The 22,915-nt window shown below is 36.9% G+C and carries 24 protein-coding genes; 3 read left to right on the forward strand and 21 right to left on the reverse strand.

Annotated features, from left to right (window positions below; genetic code table 11):
* Window positions 1–77 precede the first annotated feature (77 nt).
* The 11 genes from H3T48_RS04255 to H3T48_RS04305 form a co-directional block, all read right to left on the reverse strand.
* Window positions 78–968: an aldose 1-epimerase family protein gene (locus H3T48_RS04255; protein WP_198188637.1), complete on the reverse strand. Its 891-nt coding sequence runs from the start codon at window positions 966–968 to the stop codon at window positions 78–80.
* Between the two features lie 19 nt (window positions 969–987).
* On the reverse strand, window positions 988–2,397 hold the full coding sequence (gene hslU / locus H3T48_RS04260) for an ATP-dependent protease ATPase subunit HslU (protein ID WP_198188638.1): 1,410 nt from the start codon (window positions 2,395–2,397) through the stop codon (window positions 988–990).
* 17 nt (window positions 2,398–2,414) lie between these two features.
* Window positions 2,415–2,939, reverse strand: a complete 525-nt coding sequence (gene hslV / locus H3T48_RS04265) for an HslVU peptidase proteolytic subunit (protein WP_046306853.1) — start codon at window positions 2,937–2,939, stop codon at window positions 2,415–2,417.
* The gene (gene xerC / locus H3T48_RS04270) at window positions 2,939–3,868 is read right to left on the reverse strand and encodes a tyrosine recombinase XerC (protein ID WP_198188639.1); all 930 of its coding nucleotides are present in this window, start codon (window positions 3,866–3,868) and stop codon (window positions 2,939–2,941) included. Before xerC ends, hslV begins: the two co-directional genes overlap by 1 nt.
* Window positions 3,869–3,870: 2 nt before the next feature.
* Window positions 3,871–5,187 (reverse strand): methylenetetrahydrofolate--tRNA-(uracil(54)-C(5))-methyltransferase (FADH(2)-oxidizing) TrmFO, encoded by a 1,317-nt coding sequence (gene trmFO, locus H3T48_RS04275; RefSeq protein WP_198188640.1) that lies wholly within the window; start codon window positions 5,185–5,187, stop codon window positions 3,871–3,873.
* 98 nt (window positions 5,188–5,285) lie between these two features.
* Complete coding sequence (topA, locus tag H3T48_RS04280; protein WP_046306847.1) at window positions 5,286–7,391, reverse strand: type I DNA topoisomerase; 2,106 nt, start codon at window positions 7,389–7,391, stop codon at window positions 5,286–5,288.
* Window positions 7,392–7,469: 78 nt separating this feature from the next.
* Entirely contained in the window at window positions 7,470–8,306 is an 837-nt protein-coding gene (gene dprA / locus H3T48_RS04285; RefSeq protein WP_198188641.1) for a DNA-processing protein DprA, read from the reverse strand.
* A 45-nt stretch (window positions 8,307–8,351) separates the two neighbouring features.
* Window positions 8,352–9,107 (reverse strand): ribonuclease HII, encoded by a 756-nt coding sequence (locus H3T48_RS04290; RefSeq protein WP_198188642.1) that lies wholly within the window; start codon window positions 9,105–9,107, stop codon window positions 8,352–8,354.
* Entirely contained in the window at window positions 9,104–9,943 is an 840-nt protein-coding gene (gene ylqF / locus H3T48_RS04295; protein WP_046306843.1) for a ribosome biogenesis GTPase YlqF, read from the reverse strand. The genes H3T48_RS04290 and ylqF overlap by 4 nt, the downstream gene beginning before the upstream one ends.
* Before the next feature lie 44 nt (window positions 9,944–9,987).
* Window positions 9,988–10,218: a YozE family protein gene (locus H3T48_RS04300; RefSeq protein WP_046306842.1), complete on the reverse strand. Its 231-nt coding sequence runs from the start codon at window positions 10,216–10,218 to the stop codon at window positions 9,988–9,990.
* Between the two features lie 4 nt (window positions 10,219–10,222).
* Window positions 10,223–11,083, reverse strand: a complete 861-nt coding sequence (locus tag H3T48_RS04305) for a DegV family protein (protein WP_074425382.1) — start codon at window positions 11,081–11,083, stop codon at window positions 10,223–10,225.
* 122 nt (window positions 11,084–11,205) lie between these two features.
* On the opposite strand from H3T48_RS04305, the gene H3T48_RS04310 reads away from it, so the two are divergent.
* The gene (locus tag H3T48_RS04310; RefSeq protein ID WP_198188643.1) at window positions 11,206–11,871 is read left to right on the forward strand and encodes a hemolysin III family protein; all 666 of its coding nucleotides are present in this window, start codon (window positions 11,206–11,208) and stop codon (window positions 11,869–11,871) included.
* On the opposite strand, the gene H3T48_RS04315 is transcribed toward H3T48_RS04310, so the two are convergent.
* A complete protein-coding gene (locus H3T48_RS04315) occupies window positions 11,868–13,070 on the reverse strand; it encodes a CCA tRNA nucleotidyltransferase (RefSeq protein ID WP_198188644.1) in 1,203 nt (400 codons plus the stop codon). The genes H3T48_RS04310 and H3T48_RS04315 overlap by 4 nt on opposite strands.
* A gap of 87 nt (window positions 13,071–13,157) precedes the next feature.
* Here H3T48_RS04315 and H3T48_RS04320 point away from each other — a divergent pair, with 87 nt between their 5' ends.
* Together H3T48_RS04320 and H3T48_RS04325 are read left to right on the forward strand one after the other, a co-directional pair.
* A complete protein-coding gene (locus H3T48_RS04320) occupies window positions 13,158–14,045 on the forward strand; it encodes a YitT family protein (RefSeq protein WP_122035102.1) in 888 nt (295 codons plus the stop codon).
* Between the two features lie 170 nt (window positions 14,046–14,215).
* Window positions 14,216–14,935 carry a TatD family hydrolase gene (locus H3T48_RS04325; protein ID WP_198188645.1) on the forward strand — a complete coding sequence of 240 codons (720 nt, stop codon included), beginning with the start codon at window positions 14,216–14,218 and terminating at the stop codon, window positions 14,933–14,935.
* Between the two features lie 41 nt (window positions 14,936–14,976).
* Here the strand turns inward: H3T48_RS04325 and H3T48_RS04330 are convergent, their stop codons facing one another.
* From H3T48_RS04330 to H3T48_RS04370, 9 genes are all read right to left on the reverse strand, one after another.
* Window positions 14,977–16,236 carry a lipopolysaccharide assembly protein LapB gene (locus tag H3T48_RS04330; RefSeq protein WP_198188646.1) on the reverse strand — a complete coding sequence of 420 codons (1,260 nt, stop codon included), beginning with the start codon at window positions 16,234–16,236 and terminating at the stop codon, window positions 14,977–14,979.
* A 115-nt stretch (window positions 16,237–16,351) separates the two neighbouring features.
* Window positions 16,352–16,627, reverse strand: coding sequence for an HU family DNA-binding protein (locus tag H3T48_RS04335; RefSeq protein ID WP_046306834.1), 276 nt, complete (start codon window positions 16,625–16,627; stop codon window positions 16,352–16,354).
* A gap of 185 nt (window positions 16,628–16,812) precedes the next feature.
* Entirely contained in the window at window positions 16,813–18,123 is a 1,311-nt protein-coding gene (der, locus tag H3T48_RS04340) for a ribosome biogenesis GTPase Der (RefSeq protein WP_122035096.1), read from the reverse strand.
* Window positions 18,124–18,184: 61 nt separating this feature from the next.
* Entirely contained in the window at window positions 18,185–19,393 is a 1,209-nt protein-coding gene (gene rpsA / locus H3T48_RS04345) for a 30S ribosomal protein S1 (RefSeq protein ID WP_122035094.1), read from the reverse strand.
* A gap of 72 nt (window positions 19,394–19,465) precedes the next feature.
* Window positions 19,466–20,140: a (d)CMP kinase gene (gene cmk, locus H3T48_RS04350; RefSeq protein WP_198188647.1), complete on the reverse strand. Its 675-nt coding sequence runs from the start codon at window positions 20,138–20,140 to the stop codon at window positions 19,466–19,468.
* Window positions 20,141–20,181: 41 nt separating this feature from the next.
* Window positions 20,182–20,661: a LysM domain-containing protein gene (locus tag H3T48_RS04355; protein WP_198188648.1), complete on the reverse strand. Its 480-nt coding sequence runs from the start codon at window positions 20,659–20,661 to the stop codon at window positions 20,182–20,184.
* 118 nt (window positions 20,662–20,779) lie between these two features.
* Window positions 20,780–21,208 (reverse strand): Rrf2 family transcriptional regulator, encoded by a 429-nt coding sequence (locus H3T48_RS04360; RefSeq protein ID WP_198188680.1) that lies wholly within the window; start codon window positions 21,206–21,208, stop codon window positions 20,780–20,782.
* Window positions 21,209–21,219: 11 nt separating this feature from the next.
* Window positions 21,220–22,071, reverse strand: coding sequence for an NAD(P)H-binding protein (locus H3T48_RS04365; protein WP_198188649.1), 852 nt, complete (start codon window positions 22,069–22,071; stop codon window positions 21,220–21,222).
* Window positions 22,072–22,194: 123 nt separating this feature from the next.
* Window positions 22,195–22,878, reverse strand: a complete 684-nt coding sequence (locus H3T48_RS04370) for an ECF transporter S component (RefSeq protein ID WP_232349868.1) — start codon at window positions 22,876–22,878, stop codon at window positions 22,195–22,197.
* Window positions 22,879–22,915: the final 37 nt, after the last annotated feature.

The raw sequence follows: 22,915 nt of genomic DNA on the forward strand, positions 1-22,915 counted from the left end.
AAAATATTTTTATCATTCATTTTTGATTGCACAAAAAAAGTATGACTGGTCGCCATACTTTTTTGCTTAATTATAAGTTATTCATCTTTATCATGGAACGCCATACTGAAGCCAGCAGTGAATGTTTCACCTGCAGCCAAATGGTTCATCCCATATTTTTCTTCTAGCTTTTGATTGGTATCACTTCGATCAGCTATTCCCCACCAAGGTTCAATACAAACATAGTCAGCTGTTTTTGGATATTGCGACCAAACACCAACAAATGGAGCATCCCGTAACCAAACGTTAACGTGGAAATTGTTTGCATCTGTTCTGAGAGAAACCTGATTTTCATGACCACGTAATTGGAAAATTAATGCATCGTCTTTAAACAAATGATCACTTAGCGCAATCAGACTATTGGTTGAAGCTAAAGAACGATTTTGCCAATCCAAATAAGCTCCCTTTAAAGGAATCCGTACCCGTGCACGGGATGGTTTAGTACTAAAGTAGAAATCTTCCTTTGTTAGCTCAGAAGTAGTTGGAATATTAAAGCCAGGGTGACCACCGATACCAAAAATCATTTCACCATCGGACTTATTGACCACACTGAAATTTTCTTCCAATAAATTATTGAGTAAGTTATAGTTTACGCGTAATTCAAATTTAAATGGATAGACTTTTCTTGTCTCTTCATTATCAGTAAGTAGAAGAGTAATACTTTCATCAGTCTGTTGCTCAACTTTAAATTCTTGATTACGTGCAAAACCATGTTGATTTAAATGATAGGTTTTGCCTTGATAAGTATATTCATCATTTTTTAGCCTACCAACAATTGGAAATAGAATCGGTGCATGCCGATTCCAGACCGCTGGATCTGCTTGCCAGATATATTCATACCCACTATGTAAACTTTTAACACTCTGGACTTCAGCACCCTTGCTTGCAATTGTGACTTGCAAAATGCTGTTTTTAATTGTGTAATCCATGTTAAATCATCGCCTTTTGTTAAAGAATGAACTTAGTTAAATCCTTATTCGTTATTATATCACTAAGTTTTTCATCAACATATGCTTCAGTTATTGTAATTTCACCCATTGCCATGTCAGGACCTTCATACAAAACATCTTCAAGCAACTTTTCCAAAATAGTTGATAGTCTTCTAGCACCAATATTATCCGTTCCCTGGTTAACATCAAACGCTATTTGAGCTATTTTATCAACTGCTTCTTTTGTGAAGACTAATTTGATGCCATCAGCTTTCATCAATGCAACATATTGCTCAAGCAGAGAATCTGCTGGATCCTTCAAAATCTTCACAAAATCTTCCTTGGTTAAAGCATTTAGCTCAACTCGAATTGGAAAACGTCCTTGAAGTTCTGGAATTAAATCACTTGGTTTAGATTCTGAAAAAGCACCGGCAGCAATAAAGAGAATATGATCCGTTGATACAGGACCATACTTGGTTTGAACGGTTGATCCTTCAACAATTGGTAAGATATCACGTTGTACACCTTCACGGGAAACTTCACCTGAGGTTTTCTTGTTTCCAGCAGCTATTTTGTCAATTTCATCGATAAAAATAATCCCATTGTTTGATGTACGCTCAATTGCCTTTTGATAGATTGAATCATAATCAACTAACTTCTTTGATTCTTCTTGGATTAGAACTTCACGGGCATCCCTAACAGACATGGTCCGTTTAATACGTTTCTTTGGCATCATTTCATTAAGCATTGAGCCCATATCCACGCCCATTTGGTTCATCATATTGCCCATTGGGTTGATTTTTGGAGCTTGTTCTACTTCAATCGTCACGTCACGGTCTTCTAGCAAGCCTTTATCAAGTTGTTCAGCAACTGACAAACGCTCATTTCTGATTTCGTCCGTTACCTCTTCTTGGTCAGCTTCAGGAACGTTATTAGCGTTTTGATCATTTGGCATGAGCATTGACATCATGTCCTGCAATTCCTGCATTTGATTTCTTCTTTTTTCTTTTTTAATGCCAGGAACAAGCAAACGTACAATTGTTTTATTTGCTTCTTTTGCTGCTTGAGCACGAACATGGTCAAACTGATCCTTTTCTTCCATTCGAACAGCTTCACTAACTAAGTCACGCACCATTGATTCGACGTCACGGCCAACATAACCAACTTCAGTAAATTTGGTTGCTTCAACTTTTACAAAAGGTGCATCAACAATAATTGCCAGTCTTCTAGCAATTTCTGTTTTTCCGACCCCAGTTGGTCCTGCCATTAACATGTTTTTAGGAGTAATATCTTCCTGCATCTTTTTAGGCAGTTGCATGCGTCGATAACGGTTATAAAGAGCCACTGCAACAGCTTTTTTAGCTTCATCTTGACCAATAATATATTCGTCTAATAAGCTAACAATTTGTTTGGGTGTTTTGATATCCATTACTTATTCACTCACCTTTAAAGTTCATCCGTATGAATTTGATCATCGGTAAAAATATCGATTCCAGAAGCAATTTCAACAGCTTCATGAGCAATCTCACTGGCTGACATATCAGAAGAATGTCTAATCATAGCAATTGCTGCAGCCTGAGCAAAATTACCACCAGAACCAATTGCAACTACGTTTTCATCTGGCTCAAGAACTTCTCCGTTTCCTGAAATTAGTAACAAGTCCTTGTCATCAAATGCAATTAACATTGCATCTAATTTTTGCAAAGTTGCATCTTTTCGCCAGGACTGCGCCATTTCAACTGCAGCACGACGCAAATCGCCACCAAACGCTTCAAGTTTACCTTCTAGCATATCTTGTAAACTAACTGCATCGGCAACACCACCAGCAAAGCCAATAACCACGCGATCATGGTAAATACGGCGAATCTTTTTTGCTGTTGCTTTTGCGATTACCTTTTCACCTAAAGTAACCTGACCGTCACCCGCGATTGCAGTTTTTCCGTTATATCTTACTGAACATATAGTTGTCATTATTTTGCCTCATCTTTCTTATCATTGCGTGTAAAGAACTGATCATAATTTGCCTGTAAATGACTCATTGTTACATGAGTATAAATTTGCGTTGTCGACAAATTAATGTGTCCTAATAACTCCTGAACACTACGCAAATCTGCGCCATTATCAAGCATAGCTGTCGCAAATGAGTGGCGTAATTCATGGGGATGAACTTTTCCGTTTATCCCCGCATTATTAAATACTTTTTGCATAATATATTCAATTCCGCGCGTAGTTAGCGGCTTCCCTAAATTATTTAAAAAAACAGTTTTAGTATCGTTTGCATTTTTCAAAAGCTTAGGTCGTCCTTCATTCAGGTAGTTCGACAGTGCTTCTTCAGTTTGCTTGTCAAAAGCCACGTAACGATCTTTATTTCCTTTTCCATGAACTAGGATGATCTTTAACTCCAAGTCAATTTGCTCAATTTTTAGTTCACTTACTTCACTTACCCGCATGCCAGTTGTATAAAACAATTCAAACATTGCTAGATTGCGCATTGTTAATGGCTCATTGGACTTAAGTGAATCAAAAACTTGCTTGATTTCAGGAGCATAAAAGAACTGCGGTAGTTTATGATCTTTAGCGCGCAAAACAACCGTTTGCGTTGGGTCTATTTTAACAATTTTCCGCTTAGTTAGAAAGCGGTAAAATGACCGCAAACTCGACATTTTTCGTGATTGTGTGGACCTTGCTACTTTGCGCTCTGCGAGATTTTGTATAAAAAGCTCAACATCCCGTCTAGTAACCTCTTTCCAGCCATCAAAACCACCATTATCCTGCCAAAATGCTTTTGCCTCAAGCAAATCATTTTGGTAAGAAATGACCGTATTTTTACTGTAATGTCGTTCGTTTTGAAGATAAGAAATAAAAAGCGTTAGTTCATCACTTTCATTAGCACCTGTCATTTTTACATCAATTCTTCCTGCTTAAAAGTTGCAAGATCTGCTAAACTACGTTCACTAATTTTTTCATGCCGTTCACGCTTATTGCGAATTTTCTTTCCTTCTAAACCAGGAATCAGAGCAAAGCTGGCATTCATTGGCTGAAAATGTTTAACACTAGTGGTTGTAACATAGTTGGCCATTGAACCAAGTGCAGTATCTTTCGGAAAGACAACAGGAGCTTGATCACAGGCAGTCTTTGCTGCATTAATACCAGCAACTAAACCACTACCAGCACTTTCAACGTAACCTTCAACTCCAGTCATTTGACCGGCAAAAAAGAGTCCCGGTTGCTTTTTAGCTTCATAAGTAGCTGCTAAGACTTCAGGAGAAGCCATATAAGTATTGCGGTGCATTTTACCATAGCGAATAAAGCGTGCATTAGCCAAACCTGGAATCATCGAAAAGACTCTCTTCTGCTCACCATACTTAAGATGAGTTTGGAAACCAACAATGTTATACATTGAAGCAGCTGCATTATCCTGACGCAGTTGAACAACCGCATAAGGAGTTTTTCCGGTATGCGGATCCTCTAAGCCAACTGGCTTAAGTGGACCAAAGAGCATTGTCTTTTCACCACGACCGGCCATTACTTCAATTGGCATGCAGCCTTCAAAAACATCATCCTTTTCAAAACTATGCATTTCAGCAGTTTCAGCATTAACCAATTCATGAGCAAACTTTTCATATTCTTCTTGTGTCATTGGACAGTTAAGATATGCAGCATCACCACGGTCATAACGTGATTTTTTATAAACAATATCCATATCAATTGAGTCTGCCGCAATAATTGGGGCTGCTGCATCAAAGAAATGTAAGCTATCAGTACCAGAAAATTGTTTAATTTGATTTGCTAATGCATCACTAGTCAAGGGGCCAGTTGCAACTACCGTAATACCATCTTTAGGCAATTCAGTAATTTCTTCTCCATGAAAAGTGACATTTGGCAATGCATGAAGCTTTTGCGTGATATATTCACTAAACTCATCACGATCGACTGCTAAAGCTCCTCCAGCTGGAACCTGCGTTTTATCGGCAGCTTCAATAATTAACGAATCTAGTTGACGCATTTCTTCTTTTAATAATCCAACGGCATTAGATAGTTGATTGGATCTCATTGAATTTGTGCACACTAACTCGGCCAATTCACCCGTTTTATGTGCAGGCGTCATCTTTTTAGGGCGCATCTCATAAAGATCAACTGGAATTCCGCGTTTTGCTAATTGCCAGGTAGCTTCACTTCCAGCTAAGCCACCACCAATAACAGTTACACTTTTTGGCATGTTTATATCTTCCTTTACTAAAAATCAGTTAAATTAAGCTTAAATAAAAGAATATCATCAAATCAAAACGATTTGATGATATTTACATAAATTTAATTTTATTTTGTTATTTTTTCATCCTTAGGTTCTTCTTTGTAGTCACCATTTGGACATGAAATTACTAAGCCCTTTTTAGTTTTCTTTTCAACTAAGAAATGTCCATCATTTGGACAATTACGGCTAATCGGCATATCCCACGAAACAAAGTCACATTCTGGGTAACGCGAACAACCATAGAATTTACGATTACGCTTAGATTTTTTCTCGACAACGTCTCCTTTGCCACATTTCGGACAAGTAACGCCAACTTTTTTGACAATTGCCTTAGTGTTACGGCAATCAGGGAAACGTGAACAAGCATAGAACTTACCATAGCGTCCCATTTTGATGACCATAGGGGCACCACAGATATCACAGTTAAATCCAGCAGGCTCATCCTTAATCTGAACTTTTTGAATCCCTGCTTCAGCTTTATCTAGTTCTTTCTTGAATGGGTGGTAATATTCATCAACCACTTTTACCCAGTTCTTTTTACCAGCCTCAATACTGTCGAGGTCATTCTCTAATTGAGCAGTAAAGTCGATATTAACAATATCTGGGAAAAACTTTTCGATTAAATTATCAACGATTTCACCCAACTCAGTTGGTACAATCGATTTAGCCTCAAGCTTAACATAGTAACGTCTTTGAATCGTGTCAATAGTCGGTGCATATGTTGACGGACGACCAACACCATTTTCTTCCAGCGTGTGTACTAAACTTGCTTCTGTATATCTAGCAGGTGGTAAAGTGAAATGCTGCTTATTATCGGATTTTGCAAGTTTAACTTCGTCTCCATCATTTAAATCTGGAAGCTCAATATTCTTTTCTTGCAAGTTATCATAAACTTTTGTAAAACCAGCAAATTTCATTTTTGAACCAGTAGTCCTAAACGTAACACCATTTTGTTCAATATCTGCTCTAACAGTATCATAAACTGCTGGTGTCATTTCACTTGCAACAAACCGTGCCCAAATCAGTTTATACAAACGATATTGCTCAGTTGTTAATACCGATTTGAGGGATTCGGGTGTGCGGTAAACACTAGTTGGTCTAATTGCTTCGTGGGCATCCTGAGCATCTTCCTGGTTTTTGAAGTGCCTTGCACCTTTGGCCGCGTATTCTTTGCCATACTTCTCATTTAAGAACTTAGAAGCTTCTGCTTGAGCAACTGGTGATGTTCTCTTAGAGTCGGTTCTCATATAGGTAATCAAACCTACTGTCCCCTGTTTACCCAAACTAATTCCTTCATAAAGCTGCTGAGCAATGCTCATCGTTCTTCTTGTACGGTAGTTCAACCGCTTATTGGCTTCTTGTTGAAGCGTTGAAGTCGTAAAAGGAGCTGCAGGTTGCCGACGACGTTCACGCTTTAAAACATTGTTAATTTCAAACGGCTTCTTTTTATCGATTTTGGCCAAAACCTTTTGAACTGCTTCATTATTAGGTAGTTCTTGCTTTTTACCATCAACACCCCAAAAAGATGCTTTAAATGACTTAGTTTTCTTTTTAAACTCAGCGTCAATTGTCCAATATTCTTCAGGCTTGAAGTTTTTAATTTCTTTTTCGCGGTCAATTACCAGCTTGAGTGCAACAGATTGAACACGTCCTGCACTTAAACCTTTTTTAACTTTGTCCCATAATATTGGCGAAAGTGAATAACCAACAATTCGATCAAGAATTCTTCTTGCTTGTTGCGCATTAACCGTGTCCATGTCAATTGCACGCGGATTTTTAAAACTGTTTTTGACTGCATCCTTAGTAACCTCATTAAAGGTTACACGGTTTTTGGCAGTATCATCCAAATTTAGCGTATGCGCAACGTGCCAAGCAATTGCTTCTCCTTCACGATCCGGGTCGGAGGCCAAATATACTTCTTTAGCCTTTTTGGCTTCCGACTTCAATTCTTTAATCGTATCGCCCTTACCACGAATAGAAATATATTTTGGTTTGTAATCATTATCAAAATCAATTCCCATCTGTGATTTAGGCAAATCACGAATATGACCTTTAGAAGCAATAACTCGGTAATTACGACCAAGATATTTTTCAATTGTCTTAGCCTTTGCGGGTGACTCAACGATCACCAATGTCTTTTTTCGTTTACTTGGCTTTGATTTCGTAGGCATCAAAAGCCTCCTCATTAAAAATCTATTTAAAAATACTAGTCTGAGAATAGAATATTTGCCTACCAATTGTCAACTTATTCAAGCTAAAGAAGAAAAATCAGTTATTGGTGTTGCCCCTGCTTTAATTAACTTATTCGGACCAGCCGAAAGTTGGCTATTAATCGGACCGGGAACTGCATAAATATTACGATTCTCTTGAAGCGCAATATTGGCCGTTATTAACGAACCCGACTTTTCTTTAGCTTCGGTAACAATTACGCTGTTAGCAATTCCAGCCAAAATTCGATTTCTTTCTGGAAAGCGAAAGGGCCTTGGTGGTGTATCAGGCAAATATTCACTAAGAACTAAACCTTCATTAATAATCTGCCTTTGAATTTGACTATTGCGTTCTGGATAAAAGTGATTTAAACCATTTCCAATAACAGCAATCGTTTTGCCACCATTATTCAATGTAGCGCTGTGTGCCATTACATCAACACCCATTGCCAATCCACTGGCAATAACAAAGTTGCTTTTAACTAATTGCGGCACTATTTTATTCAAAACCAATTGACTATAATCAGTTGCTTGACGCGAACCCACAATAGTGATGACGTTTTCCTGCAACAATTTCAAATTACCTTGCGCAAACAAAATTAACGGCGGTCGATATATTTCCCGTAATTTTTGGGGATACACTTGATCAAAAAAACTAATTATCTGACACTGCTTTTTTATTCGCGCAATCTTTGCTTCAGCCTGTTGATCATAAAATGCTGTTAACGCTGACTTGATCAACTTACTTGGCAAATCCATTTGCTTAATTATTTCATGATTAACTTCGCTAGTAGGCAATTGACTAGCAATTTGTAACATCTTAACATAACCGATTCCGTTTTGTAATTTTAAGCGCAAAAGAAAATTTGTTATCTTCATAAAAAGCCTCCTAATTAGAATTACGTAAAAAGGAGACAAAATTTCTTATTTATAAAAATCACTAACTGGTGCAAAAGTTTTTCGGTGAATTGGGGTCGGCCCATATTTTCTAATTGCAGCAATATGATCTTTAGTTCCATAGCCAACATTCAAATCAAAATGATACTCGGGATAAATTTCCGCATAATCTTCCATCAATTTATCTCTGAAAACTTTGGCCACAATTGATGCAGCAGCAATTGAATTTGACTTACTATCACCTTTAATTAATTCTATTTGTGGTAAATCAACTGGAACGTTCATTGCATCTACTAATAAGGCATCTGGACGAACGTCAAGATCATTAACTGCTTGAGCCATGGCCAAACGGTCAGCTTCATAAATATTAACCTGATCAATTACTTCAGCGTCTTTAACACCAATTGCTACACTGACAGCTTCTTCCAAAATTTCAGGATAAAGTTCCAGTCTTTTTTGTGCACTTAACTTTTTGGAATCATTAACATCGATTAGGTCAAAATTCTCATCAATGATTACTGCTGCCGTAACAACTGGACCTGCTAAGGGGCCCCGTCCTACTTCATCGACACCAGCAACCGTTTGATTTTTAGCCCAAAAAGTTTTTTCATATGTAAATCTCTCTTCAAAGGATTCCCTTTTTTGAGCCAGTTTTTCTTTACGACGTCGATAGCTGTCCAAGAGCTTTTTGACACCTGCACGTGAATCATTTTTAAGTTCGGCAAGTTCAGTTTCATTTAATCGGTCATTGGTCAATAATTCTTTTATCTCATTAATTGTCATGGGCGGTCCAAAGTTATCCTTCCTACTTTACCTTTGCGCAAGCGCTGTAACAGATAAAGTGAAAAGCGGTCATAATCATCCCTCATCCCATATTGTTCCGTTAATGCAAGCAATAAATCAGTATCATTAATTTTGCTAACCTCTTCTTTAGTTGACCGAGCAAATTTAACGACATCGTTTAAGTAGTACTTACGCAATTTTGAAAGCAGGTATAGGGCAACATCATCAGCACTAAAAATACTATCTTTAATTGAACCAAGCGCTGCCAACTTATAGCCAACTTCCTGATCTTCAAATTTAGGCCAAAGAATACCCGGAGTATCCAAAATTTGAATGTTATACGGCGTTTTTAGCCAAGTTTGTCCCTTAGTGACTCCAGGCTTATTACCAACGGCAGCGACATTACGTCCAACCAATCGATTGATAATGGTTGATTTACCGCAATTAGGGACACCAGCTAAGGCAATTCTAATTACTGGATTGGAAGCACCCTTTGATTCAAGTTTAGCCACCTTTGAACTTGCAGCTTTTTTAATCATTCGGATTAAGACCTGCATATTAGTGCTATGCAATGAATCAAGGGCCATAACAACTTTGCCCTTGCCACTGAGCTTTTTCTGCCACATCTTAGTCATCACAGGATCAGCTAAATCAGCTTTATTTAAGATAATTAAATGTGGTTTGTCGCCTACTAACTCGCTAATCATTGGATTTCGGGATGATTCAGGGATGCGAGCATCCAAAACCTCAACTAAGACATCGATTAACCCCATCTTATCTTCCAATTGGTTACGTGCCTTGTTCATGTGACCTGGATACCATTGAATATTAGCCATTATTTCGCCTTCTTTTAACACTAAAAGGCCCAAAAGGGCCTTTGTTAATACATCATTTTATCTCGATACATTTGATAAGCTTGATCAAAAATACTCATGCTAGACAAATATCCTGCATTTAGTTCAAGATAGTCAGACAATTTGTCATAGTCTTGTTCCTGTTTAGGAAAAGTTTGATCATTTTGAGCATTATTTGCGAATTGCGCAACTTCATCGTTTGAATCAGCGTCACGTAATGTCATTAAATATCGGTAAAAACTCTCTCGATAGGCCAATTATTTACTCCGTGTAATATAAAATTGCATATGCATCCATACCAGCATGTGTTGCAATAATTGGACTGGTCTCACGAACCAAGACATCAATTTTTGAATTAATATCTTTGATTTTTTGAGCAAAATCGAGCAATTTTTGCGGAACACCATCTAGCGAAACATAAGAAATTCCAACTTCTTTAATTTTCTCTTTATTTGCTTCAATATCATCGAGGACTCGTTGGTCAAAAGCCATCATGAATTTCTTACCACGACCTTTTTTGGCCACCTTCAATTCGCCGTTAGGCATTTGTAACTCAATTCTAATATTAAGCATATTAGCGATTTTACCTGAAATAGGACCCAAACGACCGCCCTTGATAACATTTTCCAAGTTGACAATCATCAGCCGTAAACGCTGAGTCTTCTTAATTTTTTCAAGATGATCAATTATTTCGGAAATTGATTTACCTTTTTCGGCATCACGAGCTGCTTCTAAAACTTGCAGACCTTCGGCACGATCTGTCAGCTCTGAATCAACAATATGAACTTGGTCAGATTTACCGGTAAGTTTCACTGCTTGACGAGCAGCGTCAATTGTACCGCTTAGAACTTTCGCTAAGAAAATACCGATAACTTCACTACCATCACTAGTTAAATCGTTAATTGTATCAACTAAGCGACCAATTGATGGTTGGCTCGTCTTTGGTAGTTCAGCTGACTCACTCATTTTTTTAACAAACTCTTGTCTGGAAATTTCAATACCATCAAGATAAGTATTTCCGCCAACTGTTACCGATAAGGGCACAACTGTAATATCATATTTTTCAATTTCTTCTGGTGTTAATTGTGCAGAAGAATCGGTCAAAATTTTTATTCTTGACAACTTACTCGACCTCAATTCTGAATTGCTTTACACATTCTATGATAGAATGTGAACTGAATCAATTATAAATTATTATATCAAAAAAACCAGTAAAAAAAAGAAAGCGGATAGATTGTTGCATCATGAAATTTAAAGAATTTTGGCAAGAACCGAAAAACAGAAGTAAGAATTATCAAATTTGGGATAATACACTAAGTGCAGTAACACATGGAATCGGTTTCTTCTTAGCTGTGATCGGTTTAATTCTATTAATCATTAAAGCCATTTCTCTTCAGAGTCCACTCAGGCTAATTACATTCACTATCTATGGTGTCTGTTTGATTTTGCTATATCTTTTTTCAACTCTTTTTCATAGCCTGATTTTTACCAGAGCAAGAAATGTCTTTCAAATCTTTGATCATTCCTCTATTTATCTCTTAATTGCTGGCTCTTATACTCCATTTTCATTAGTCGCCATAGGTGGAAAATGGGGTTGGCTGTTATTCACTTTAATCTGGCTAATTGCTATTTTTGGAATTGTTTATTACATCTTTAACCGCGGCAAGCACGTGATTTTAGATACAATCCTCTATGTCGGAATGGGCTGGCTAGTCATTTTAGCAGGCAACTATTTGTATGTTCGTCTTAGCCCAACCGGTTTTTGGCTACTAGTCGGAGGCGGGGTAGCTTACACAGTTGGTGCAGTTTTATATACGATGAAAAATGTACCATTTATCCATGTTATTTGGCACCTATTTGTTATCATAGGTTCTGCCTTAATGTACTTTTCAGTTTTGTTTTACGTTTAGGCACTGAGTCCGTTTAAATAAACCGTAATTGCTTCTTCACTATTTTCAAGCTCACCTGCAATGACTTTTTGCTTAATTTCGGTTAAAAGTTCGCCCAATCCAGGTCCAGGATGAATTCCTGCATTAATCAAAAAGCGTCCATCAATTGCTAAATCAGCTGAAGACTTAATTGGTAAAGCAGTATAGCGGTCTACTAAAGCTTCTGAATTAACAGGCTGTCCAAGTATTTTAGCCACATCGATTGTGTTTAGCAAAACATCCTTACCCGCCTTAAATAACTCATAATCCGATGGACTATGTTCAGAAAGCAAGTCAAATAGTTCAACGATTCGTTCTACATTAGTTGTCATTGCATTTGAATTTTTCCAATCACGCATAAAACTGGTGATTTGCTCATTAGGCAATTTTAACAAAATGATAATAATTGCCCACAAGCTAGACTCCATGCTTGGACCAAATTTCAAACTAGGAAAAATACTTAACAGTTCTTTTTTACCTGCAAAATCAGGAACTCCTTCACTTAATTCTGTATCTAGGAAAACCTGAAATGCTTGACGTGAATTAGGACCGGTTCCCATTTTAATGAACTCATCGCGGATCCGTTCAACAGAGATTTTAGGCAAAAGATCATGTAAATTCTTAATTGCCTCTTTTGTCTCATCCTCAAGATCAAACTTTAGTTGGCTCATAAATCTAACTGCTCGCATCATTCGAAGCGCATCCTCATGGAAACGTTCCATAGGATCACCAACAGCTTTAATTAGGTGATTATTCAAGTCCCCTAAGCCATTGAATAAATCAACAATTTCGCCTTCTGTATTCATTGCCAGCGCATTAATTGTAAAGTCACGTCGTTTAAGATCTTCTTTTAAACTACGGACAAAAGTAACATGGTCAGGTCGTCTAAAATCTTGATAACCTGATTCAGTTCTAAACGTAGTAATTTCATAACTTTCCCCTTCAAAAAGTACTGTTACCGTACCGTGCTTGATACCGGTATCAATCGTTTTATGAAAAAGGGATTTTACTTCTTCAGGATATGCACTAGTGGCAATATCAATATCATGGATATGCCTTCCTAATAGCAAATCTCTGATTGAACCTCCAACAAAATATGCTTCATAACCAGCTTCTTCTAATCGCTTTAAGACAGGAATTGCTGATAAAAAAATTGGTGGTAATTCATTTATTTTTTTCATTAATAATCAACTCATTTGTTTCGTGTTTTTTAGATCAAAATATGTTACGTTTAAGGTGATGAAAATAAAAAGAAAGATGACAACTTTATGCATAAACTTACAAAAAGAAACATACTTGAATTATTCATGATAATGCTTGGTTGCGCCATATACGGCCTAAGCTTAGATATGATTTCTGCACCTAATCAACTAACCGATGGCGGTATTAGTGGAATCACCCTTTTGCTTAGACACTTCTGGGGCATTAACATGGGACTTTCTTCTCTTCTATTAAACATCCCTCTTATAATTCTTGGTTACCGTTTTATGGGTAAACGACTTTTAGCCTACACAATTTGGGGAACACTTTGGCTCTCTTTTTTCTTGTGGTTCTGGCGCTTAGTTCCTATTATATATCAATTAAACTTGGAACACGACCTCTTCTTGTCCGCAATTTTGGCCGGAACCCTTTCCGGAATAGGATTAGGTTTAGTTTTTCGCTATAATGGTACTTCAGGTGGGACTGATATTATTGCTAGAATTTGCCAGATAAAATATGGCCTATCTTCTGGGAAAGTTTTATTATTCTGCGATGCAATTATTTTGTTTGCTTCCCTTTCATACTTAGACTTAAAACATATTATGTATACGCTAGTTGCATCATTCATTCTGTCTCGCGTAATGGATACGGTACAACAAGGGGCATATTCTGCAAGGGGTCTACTCATCATTTCTGATAACTATGAAAAGATTGCTGAAATGATTGATTTAAAACTAGATCGCGGTTTTACTTATCTTGAAGCCCGCGGCGGTTACAAAAAGACAAAGCGTCCTGTAATCTACCTCGTAGTTTCACCGCGTGAAATTCCTGCAGTTAAGGAACTAATCGCAGCAGAAGACCCTAAAGCATTTGTGAGCGTAATTGAAGTGCACGAGGCCTTAGGTGAAGGATTTACGTATAAGCAAAAACGACAACATTTACTGATTCGTAAGTAACAAAACTAAAATTCAACATGTCAATAGGCCCCCTGATTCTCGCTAATCTGCGAAAATCAGGGGTTTTATTTTGCGAATTTGGTCCTATCTAAAAATATTAGACAATAATTTAAAAGGCATTTACGATAGAATTTAGCTGATAATTTTTATAGTAGAAGGAAAAAAAGCAAATGTTAATTGACGCGCACTGCCATCTAGCAAACAATCAAGAGCTCGCACAATTGCAAATCAAACAACAAATAAAAGCCATTATAAACTGTCAAACTCCAGAAGAGTGGCAAATCAATTCTAAGTTAACCATGCATAGACAGCCACTTAGTTTTGGTATTCACCCATGGGATGTTAACAAGTTAAAGTTTGAGGAAATTGTTCCTTATTTAGAACAAGCCGACGCAGTTGGTGAAATTGGGCTTGATTCGGTTTGGACAAAAAATGATATAAAACTTCAAACAAAAACTTTTAGAAAACAACTTGCTTGGGCAGTTAAAAAACAAAAGCCGGTTATTCTTCACACCAAAGGCTGCGAAAAAGAAATTCTCGCAATAATTCGGCAATATCCCAATAATTACTTTGTGCATTGGTATGATTGCCTAAAATATCAAAAAGACTACATTGACCTTGGCTGCTATTTTAGCATTTGTCTTGATATTCTAGACAACCCTGCGATTATTAAATTAGCCCAAAATGTTCCATTAGATCATTTGTTAATCGAAACTGACGGTTTGAATTCAGTAGAATGGCTACTAAATAAACCAGTTAGCGTAACCGACTATCCTGGTATCTTGAAACAAACGCTCACTGCCTTAGCTGACTTGCGCCATATTAATTCAAATCGGCTAGCTACAATATTAGGAGAAAATTTAACACATTTTCTTAAACAAACCACATAGCCAAAAACTTCTTAACTGAATTTACTCAGTTAAGAAGTTTTTTAACTATCTAAAAGATCATTATTAAGTTCTTGCATTTCAGTATCTTCAGGCTCAAGTTTGAGATAGCGCATAAGCAATTCCTTAACTACCTGTTGGGAATTTGCTTCGGTATTAAAGAAGCGAATCATTTGCTTCAAGAAATCTGCATTATTTTGAAATTCGGGATAGGCAAGCAGAAATTCACTTTTTGCTTGCTCATTTTGCTCCAAAGCCTGATATGACAATGCTAAGTTCCAGTGTGCCTGTGGGTCAAGATCATCTTCATCTATTTCTTTAAACAGCTGCAAATTTTCTTCATACTTGCCTTCTTGCAAATAGACGTTTGATAACTGTAACAGTAAATCAATATCTTCTGGCAGGAATTTTAACCCCTTTAGAAGCAAATTCTCAGCAGTGGCAAAATCATTTAGTCGTACAGCAGCACTAGCACCCTTAGAATACAGCACTGGGTCGAGCTCATTATAAGCAATCCCAGCTTGTGCTGAACGTAAGGTTTGATCATCATCATTTTTATTTTCATACGCTGTAGCTAATAAGCGATATGCATTAACATAATCAGGACTTTGGTCAATTACTTCATCAAGGTACTTAATTGCTTGATCATTTTTGCCAACAGCAAGCATAATTAATGCAGCTTGATATTTGCTATCAATATCTAAGATATCGCCACCATGCTGATCGATTACTTCACTAGCTTCTTCATAGCGGCCCAATTTTGCAAGCGTCTGAAACAGGCGGTCATTCAAATTGATCTCACTAAAAGTGCTTTGCCGTTTTAACAAGTCACGATATAAATCAAGTGCTTGCTCGTAGCGGCCACTTAGGTAGTCTAATTCAGCCAAACCAAATTTAACAACATCTTCATCAGGGGCAATTTTAGCTGCTTTTCTCAGCTTGCTATATGCCGTTTCGAGCAAACCATTGGTTTGATAGTAATCGGCCTGTACCAAAAGACTATCTAAATAGGAAGGTGAATCCTCTGGGATACCGTAAAGTAAGGACAAGCCATCATCGTCTTTACCATCATTTAATAAAATCTCTGCTAAATAAATTTTAAACAAATCTTCTTTAGGAAACCTGGCAATTAGACTTCGGTAAACATCCTTGGCCAAGTCAGTAAAGCCAAGTCCCATTAAATTCTCAGCTAACGACGCCAAAACTTCTGGTTCATCCTCGTCTAAAGCTTTTTTCAGTAAAACTTTTTCTTGCGAAAAATCTTGCTTCTCTATTGAATCAAGAAGTTGTTCGGAATAGCTCATCATTATCACCTTTTTAATTATGGAAATAGTTATCATCTAATGTTCTTTAAAAGAATAACAATCAAAAAAGATGATAGCAAGTACGCCATCATCTTTTTTGATAGAACCATTAGTTTTATTTAACAGCGTCTTTAAGCGCTTTACCAGGTCTAAATGCAGGAACAACACTAGCTGGAATTTCAATTTCATCACCAGTTTGTGGGTTACGTCCCTTGCGAGCTGCACGTTGACGTACTTCAAAAGTACCAAAGCCAATCAATTGTACCTTTTCACCTTTAGCAAGGTCTTCTTGGATTGAATTAAAAATTGCATCAACAGCTGTTGCAGCATCTTTTTTGGTCAATTTAGTTTTTGAAGCGACTTCAGTAACTAATTCTGCTTTATTTGCCATCTGGAAATTCACCTCCCAAAATTGAATTTCATAATAGAAATTCATACTTATTTCTCAATAGAGAAACAAGGAATAATGATTCTTTCCTAATCATTCTTTCCTTGTTTCAAAATAGCACAAAACCTATAGTACAACAAGTAATTTAGTCAAAAAATGCCATTTTTCTTCACTTGGTAGATACAAAGTTATTTTCTCTTTCGTCCAATAACTTTGATTGGTGTACCAGTAAAGTCAAAGTTATCTCGCAGCTGATTAATCAAGAACCTTTCGTAAGAAAAGTGCATTAATTCAGGATCATTGACAAAAACGACAAAAGTAGGTGGATTAACTGCTACTTGCGTCATGTAATATACTCTAAGACGCTTTCCTTTAATCATTGGTGTTGGAACTAACTTACTTGCTTCAAGCAATAGATCATTTAGCACACTAGACCTAATTCTCTGAACTTGGTTTTCGTGTACACGTTTAACCATTTTGGGAATCTGATCAAGATTTTGTCCTGTTTTAGCAGAAACAAAAATAATTGGTGCATAATCTAAGTATTGAAATTCTTCTCTTATTGTTTGTTCAAATTCCTTGCCACTATTACTATTTTTCTTTGGCAAATCCCATTTATTGACAACAATAATAATTCCACGACCCGCATCATGTGCATATCCGGCCACATGCTTATCCTGCTCCCGGATACCAGTACTTGCATCTAAAACTAAACAAACTACGTTTGAATGTTCAATCGCACTCATTGCTCTCATTACAGAGTACTTTTCAGTTTTTTCGTATACTTTCCCACGGCGTCTGATTCCTGCAGTATCAACTATACGATACTTAGTGCCATCTTCACCTTCAAATGGAGTATCAACTGCATCCCTAGTTGTTCCTTCCTCATTGTTCACGATTACTCGTTTTTCACCGAGTAGCCGGTTGACAATTGATGATTTTCCAACATTAGGACGCCCAATAACACTGAAAGAAATCTGATCATTGTCATTATTGTCCAAGTCTTTTGGTAATTCACTGACGATTCGATCTAGCAAATCACCTATACCAGTACCATGAACACTTGAAATTGGAATTGGCTCGCCAAGACCTAAACTGTAGAAATCATAAATATCCATTCTTTGTTCAGGATTATCAGCCTTATTAACTGCCAAAATTACAGGTTTTTTAGTCTGGTAAAGCATTTGTGCGATACGTTCGTCTAAATTGGTTACTTGATTAGTTGCACTAGTCAAAGCAACAATGACATCTGCTTCATCAATTGCTATTTCAGCCTGCGCCCTGATCTCATCCTCTATCCGGCCGTCTTCCCATGTAATACCACCGGTATCGATCAAATCAAATTTGTGCCCTAGCCATTCAGCTTGTGCGTAGTTTCGGTCTCGAGTTACCCCTGGCTTGTCTTCGACGATTGCCAAACGCTCATTAATAATCCGGTTGAAAAGCGTTGATTTACCAACATTTGGTTGTCCAACAATAGCAACTACGGGTAAAACCATATTTCCAGCCTCCTAACAATAAAAGAGCCGACTTAACAAAGTCGGCTCTTTTAATTAAAAACTAACGACGATCTTTCAATTGGTCACCAATTATGTCACCTAATGCAAAACCGCTGTCATCATTGCTCATATACTTCTTGTTAACTGCGTTTTTGTTGTATGAACTATGTGAATGTGATTCTTCGCTATTTTCAGAACCTTTAGAATCTGCAGCCTTCATTGAAAGAGAAATTCTACGTTCACTAGGGTCAATGTTTAAAACCTTAACCTTAACCTTTTGTCCAACTTCCAAAACATCACTTGGCTTATCTACATGCTTAAATGAAATTTCAGAAACATGTACTAAACCTTGAATGCCGTCAGCAACTTCAACAAAAGCACCGAAGTTAGTTAAAGACTTAACTTCGCCTTCAAAGATATCGCCTTCGTTTAATTCAGCAGTAGCTTGCTCGAATGGGGAAGGTTCTGTTTGTTTAATTGAAAGGGAGATACGATGTCTGTCATCGTCTATACCGATTACTTTAACTTTAACATCTTGACCAACCTTCAAAACATCACTAGGTTTGTCCACGTGCTTATATGAAATTTCAGATATGTGAACTAAACCGTCCACACCACCAACGTCAACAAAGGCACCAAAGTTAGTTAAACGAGATACTTTACCTTCAACTACATCACCAACAACTAATTGTGATGCAACTTTATCAAAGGCTTCTTCACGTTCTTCTTCGATTAAGTCTTTGTGTGAAAGAATCAGACGGTTCTTACTTGGGTCAATTTCTGTAATCTTAAGCTTCATTGTTTTACCAATGTAAGGTTTAAGATCAGAAACATAACGGTTAGAAATAAGTGAAGCTGGTAAGAAACCTCTAGTACCAACATCAACTAATAAACCACCACGTACTGATGAAGTAACAGTACCTTCGATTGTTTTACCTTCTTCGAAGTCTTTTTGTAATTCGTCATAAGCTTCTCTTTCCTTAAGACGAGTTACTGAGAAGAAGAATTCACCGTTCTCCTTGTCACCACCAGCTTTTCTCAAAACTAAAGCTTTGAATTTATCACCTGGTTTAACTGCTTCGCGTAAGTCTAAGTTGCGATCTGAAGTGAATTCACGACGAGGAACAACACCTTCGACACCAGCATTTTCTACACCAACATCGATTTGACCATCTTCAACGTCTAAAACTTCAACGTCTACAATATCGCCAACCTCAACTCCTTGCATTTGCTTTAATGCATCTAAAAATTGATTACTGTTTTCTGACATTATTTACCTCCCAATATCATAATCTAATTCTAAATGAAAGTAAGATATTTTTCTACTCTTTTAGCCCGTTTTTTAAATATTTTTTTGAGATTTTTTGATTTGAACCAAAATTGCTTCAACTACTTGATCAATATTCATCTCAGTTGTGTCAATTTCAACAGCATCAGCCGCCTTTTTTAAAGGAGAAATTTGACGATGAGAATCTTTATAGTCTCTTTCCTGAATACTCTGCTCTATTTCTTGCAAAGTTTGATCACTTTTAATTCCTTGTTGTTTCAAGTCAAGCATTCTTCTTTGTGCTCGAGAATGGGCTGATGCAACCAAAAATATTTTCACTTCCGCATTTGGTAGAACTGTAGTTCCAATGTCTCTTCCGTCCATCACTACATTCATTTCACCGGCCATTTTTCTTTGAAGACTGACCATTTTTTCTCTAATTTTTGGAAGAGCTGAAACTTGAGAAACATTGGCGGAAATTTCAGGTAGCCGGACGTCACGAGTGATGTCCTCATCACCAGCGTATACCTTTTGCTCACCCTCAATTGCTTTAAGTTGAATTTCATTGCGGTCAACTGCAGCCAAGATGCCTTGTTCATCACCATAATCTAGGTTATTTTCTTTTGCGATAACCGTACAAGCGCGATACATTGCTCCTGTATCAATATATGTAAAATTCAATTTTTGTGCAATAATCTTTGCTACTGTACTTTTTCCAGCTGAAGCTGGTCCATCAATTGCTACTTGCATGCCAATAAAAAAGGGACTGTATGTCCCAACCTTTCTACAATTTATTTTAATTTAAGAACTTGTCCAGCATTAACTTGACCGGTTGAATCAAGTTGATTAATCTGAATCAACTCATCAACTGTTAAATGGAATTTATCCGCAATACCGGTCAGAGAATCCCCTGTTTGTACAGTATACTCTGTTGGCTGTGAAATTTTCTTTTTAGTTTTAATCTCACCTTGGGAGTTAACTTGTGGCTTTTTCCTTGTCTGTTTCTGGACAGTAGATTTAGTTTTTTTCTTGCGCATCTTCTTAAGCTTAGAATGCACCTTTTTCTTAGTTGACTTTTGCAATTCAACAACCCGTTCATTCGTTTTTCCAGCCGAAGACAAGTGATGAACTACTGGAACAAGTGCCACTAAGATAACAACCAAAAAAATAATTACCACTAGCCATGCTCGAGAGCCAGTTTTATTTATTATCGCTCTTTTGCTGCTAGGACGTTCATAGTGTTTATATGGTCCTTCATGGTTTTGCTGCATTTAAAAAACTCCTTCAACCTAGCTGGCTTAATTTTAGCATATTTACTTATTAAAATGGACAAAAAATAATCTAGAAAAATTCCTTTTTCTAGATTATTTAGTCAGTTTACTTTTTACTTTACTTATCTTTATTTTTTTGCAAAATTTGATTTACAACTTCTTGTAGAGAAATCTCTTTCATTTTTTGTTGTGCACTTTGTTCAATTTCAGAATAGACTTCCCCTAATACTTCCTGAATATTGCCACCAACAATACATTTGGGATTAGTCTCAGGATCAACATGCAAAAGATGATGATTGATATTAATTGCTTGGTAAATATCAAAAATACTAATTTCTGCAGGATTTCTGGTTAGAGTTGGTTTAGCTAAGCCTTGACGCCCAGTAATGATGTTGGACTTTTTCAAATCACTCATCAAACTTCTAATTACACTCGGATTTGCTTCAATACTGGCAGCGATTGCTTTACTAGATTGGTCACAGTCCGAACATATTACTAGATAAGCTAGCAAATGAATCGCGTCACTTAATTTATATGAGTATTTGATTTGTCCTCACCTTACTTCGAAAGTATCTCTTTGATACCATCACTTAGAGTAGTCAATTCTCTTCCAAGTACGTTTTGCAGATCACTGCTATTCTCATTTAACGAGCCATTGTCAATTGGATCCTGGAAGGAAGCATATAATGAAGCTGTTTGATTGTCTAAGCCTTGATTTTCTAAATCAAGAGTATACTCCTGTTTAGAAACCTGTGCAACATCACATGGCTGAGCAAGTGCCTTATTTAAAGCTTCTCCTAGCACTTCATATGTAACTGCTTTGCCTGAAAATTCATAAATTGCTTGTGGATTTTCAGAAGTAAGAACTTTTGCAGCAGCTTCCGCATATTCACGCTCAAGAGCCCAACCTGCTTTATTACCTGCCCAGTAAATAGCCTTTTGGCTCGTCTTTCCACTTTCAAAAAAGCCAGCCTCATTTTCTAGATACCAATTGTTTCGTAAAAATGAATGTGGGATGTCTGCTTCTTCAATTAGGTTTTCTGTCAGCTTATGGTCAGCTGCCAATGCAGTTTTTGAAGATTGCGCATTAGCAAAACTAGTATAAGCTACAAAACTCACATGATTTTTTTGAAGTGCAGAAACAACATTCTGATGTTGAGCACTACGCTCTAGCGGACCACCAGGCTGTGATGAAATAAAGAGTACGCGATCAATTCCTTTAAGTGCGTCAGTCATTTCTTCTGCACTATCATAATTGCCTTTTCTAATTTCAAAATCTGGGAAAAGTTGTTGAGCCTTTTGCTCATTTCTAGCGATAACAATAATATCTTTTGGATCAACTAACTTTGATAAATAATTGACTGCTAACAAACCAAAGTTGCCTGTAGCAGCAGTAACAGCATATTTCATTAATAAACACCTTTCTTTCATGTTGGTTTATAATTAACAAGTTATATTATACTAGATGTTGAAATAAAAACAACATGTTTAAGCAAAATAAAAGCGCTAGGAAAATCCTAACGCTTCTCATACTTATTTATTTAACTTGAAATATTTACGCACGAATGGTTTTAAGCTTCTTAAAACAGTTTCAAATAGTAAGAATACAACTACACCATTAATTGCACCCTTTAATAAATTAAATGGCACAATGATTCCGAAAATGTAAGCACTCATTGATGGAATATGAAGTAATTGCCCTAAATAAACCTTTTCTGTGAAGTTAAGTAAACCAGAATAACCGTGAATAGCAGGTAGATTTGGTACTGTTGATACAGCATAAATTGGTGTTAGAACAAGTGCATTCAATGTTGCCAAAACAATTGTCATTGCGACAATCCCGATTAATATTCCCAAAAGTGGCTTCAGATGCCTTTTTGTTGTGCTTTTTTCGTCAACAGAAAGATCTTTGGTAACAAAGTAAAACGGTAGTGCGAATGACATGGATGCAAGTAAAGCTGCTAATTGACCAATAATACTTGGTAACGCGAAACCCTTATATATCAAATCAATTACCATTCTGATAAAAGCGATAAACAAGCCAGGCAAAGGTCCAAATAAAAATGTTCCAATTGTCACGATAACATCCGAAAAATCAAACTTCAAAAAACTGGCAACAGGCAACGGAAAAGCAATTTCCATTAAAATGAATGCAATTGTACCGATTAAAGCGTATGCAATAATATTGGCTAAATTACTAGTATTTTTTCTTTTCAATATGTTTTCCTCCAAAAAACAACAGGTCTGTTGCTCC

Source organism: Lactobacillus sp. M0403 (genome assembly GCF_016101265.1).
GTDB classification, from domain to species: domain Bacteria; phylum Bacillota; class Bacilli; order Lactobacillales; family Lactobacillaceae; genus Lactobacillus; species Lactobacillus apis.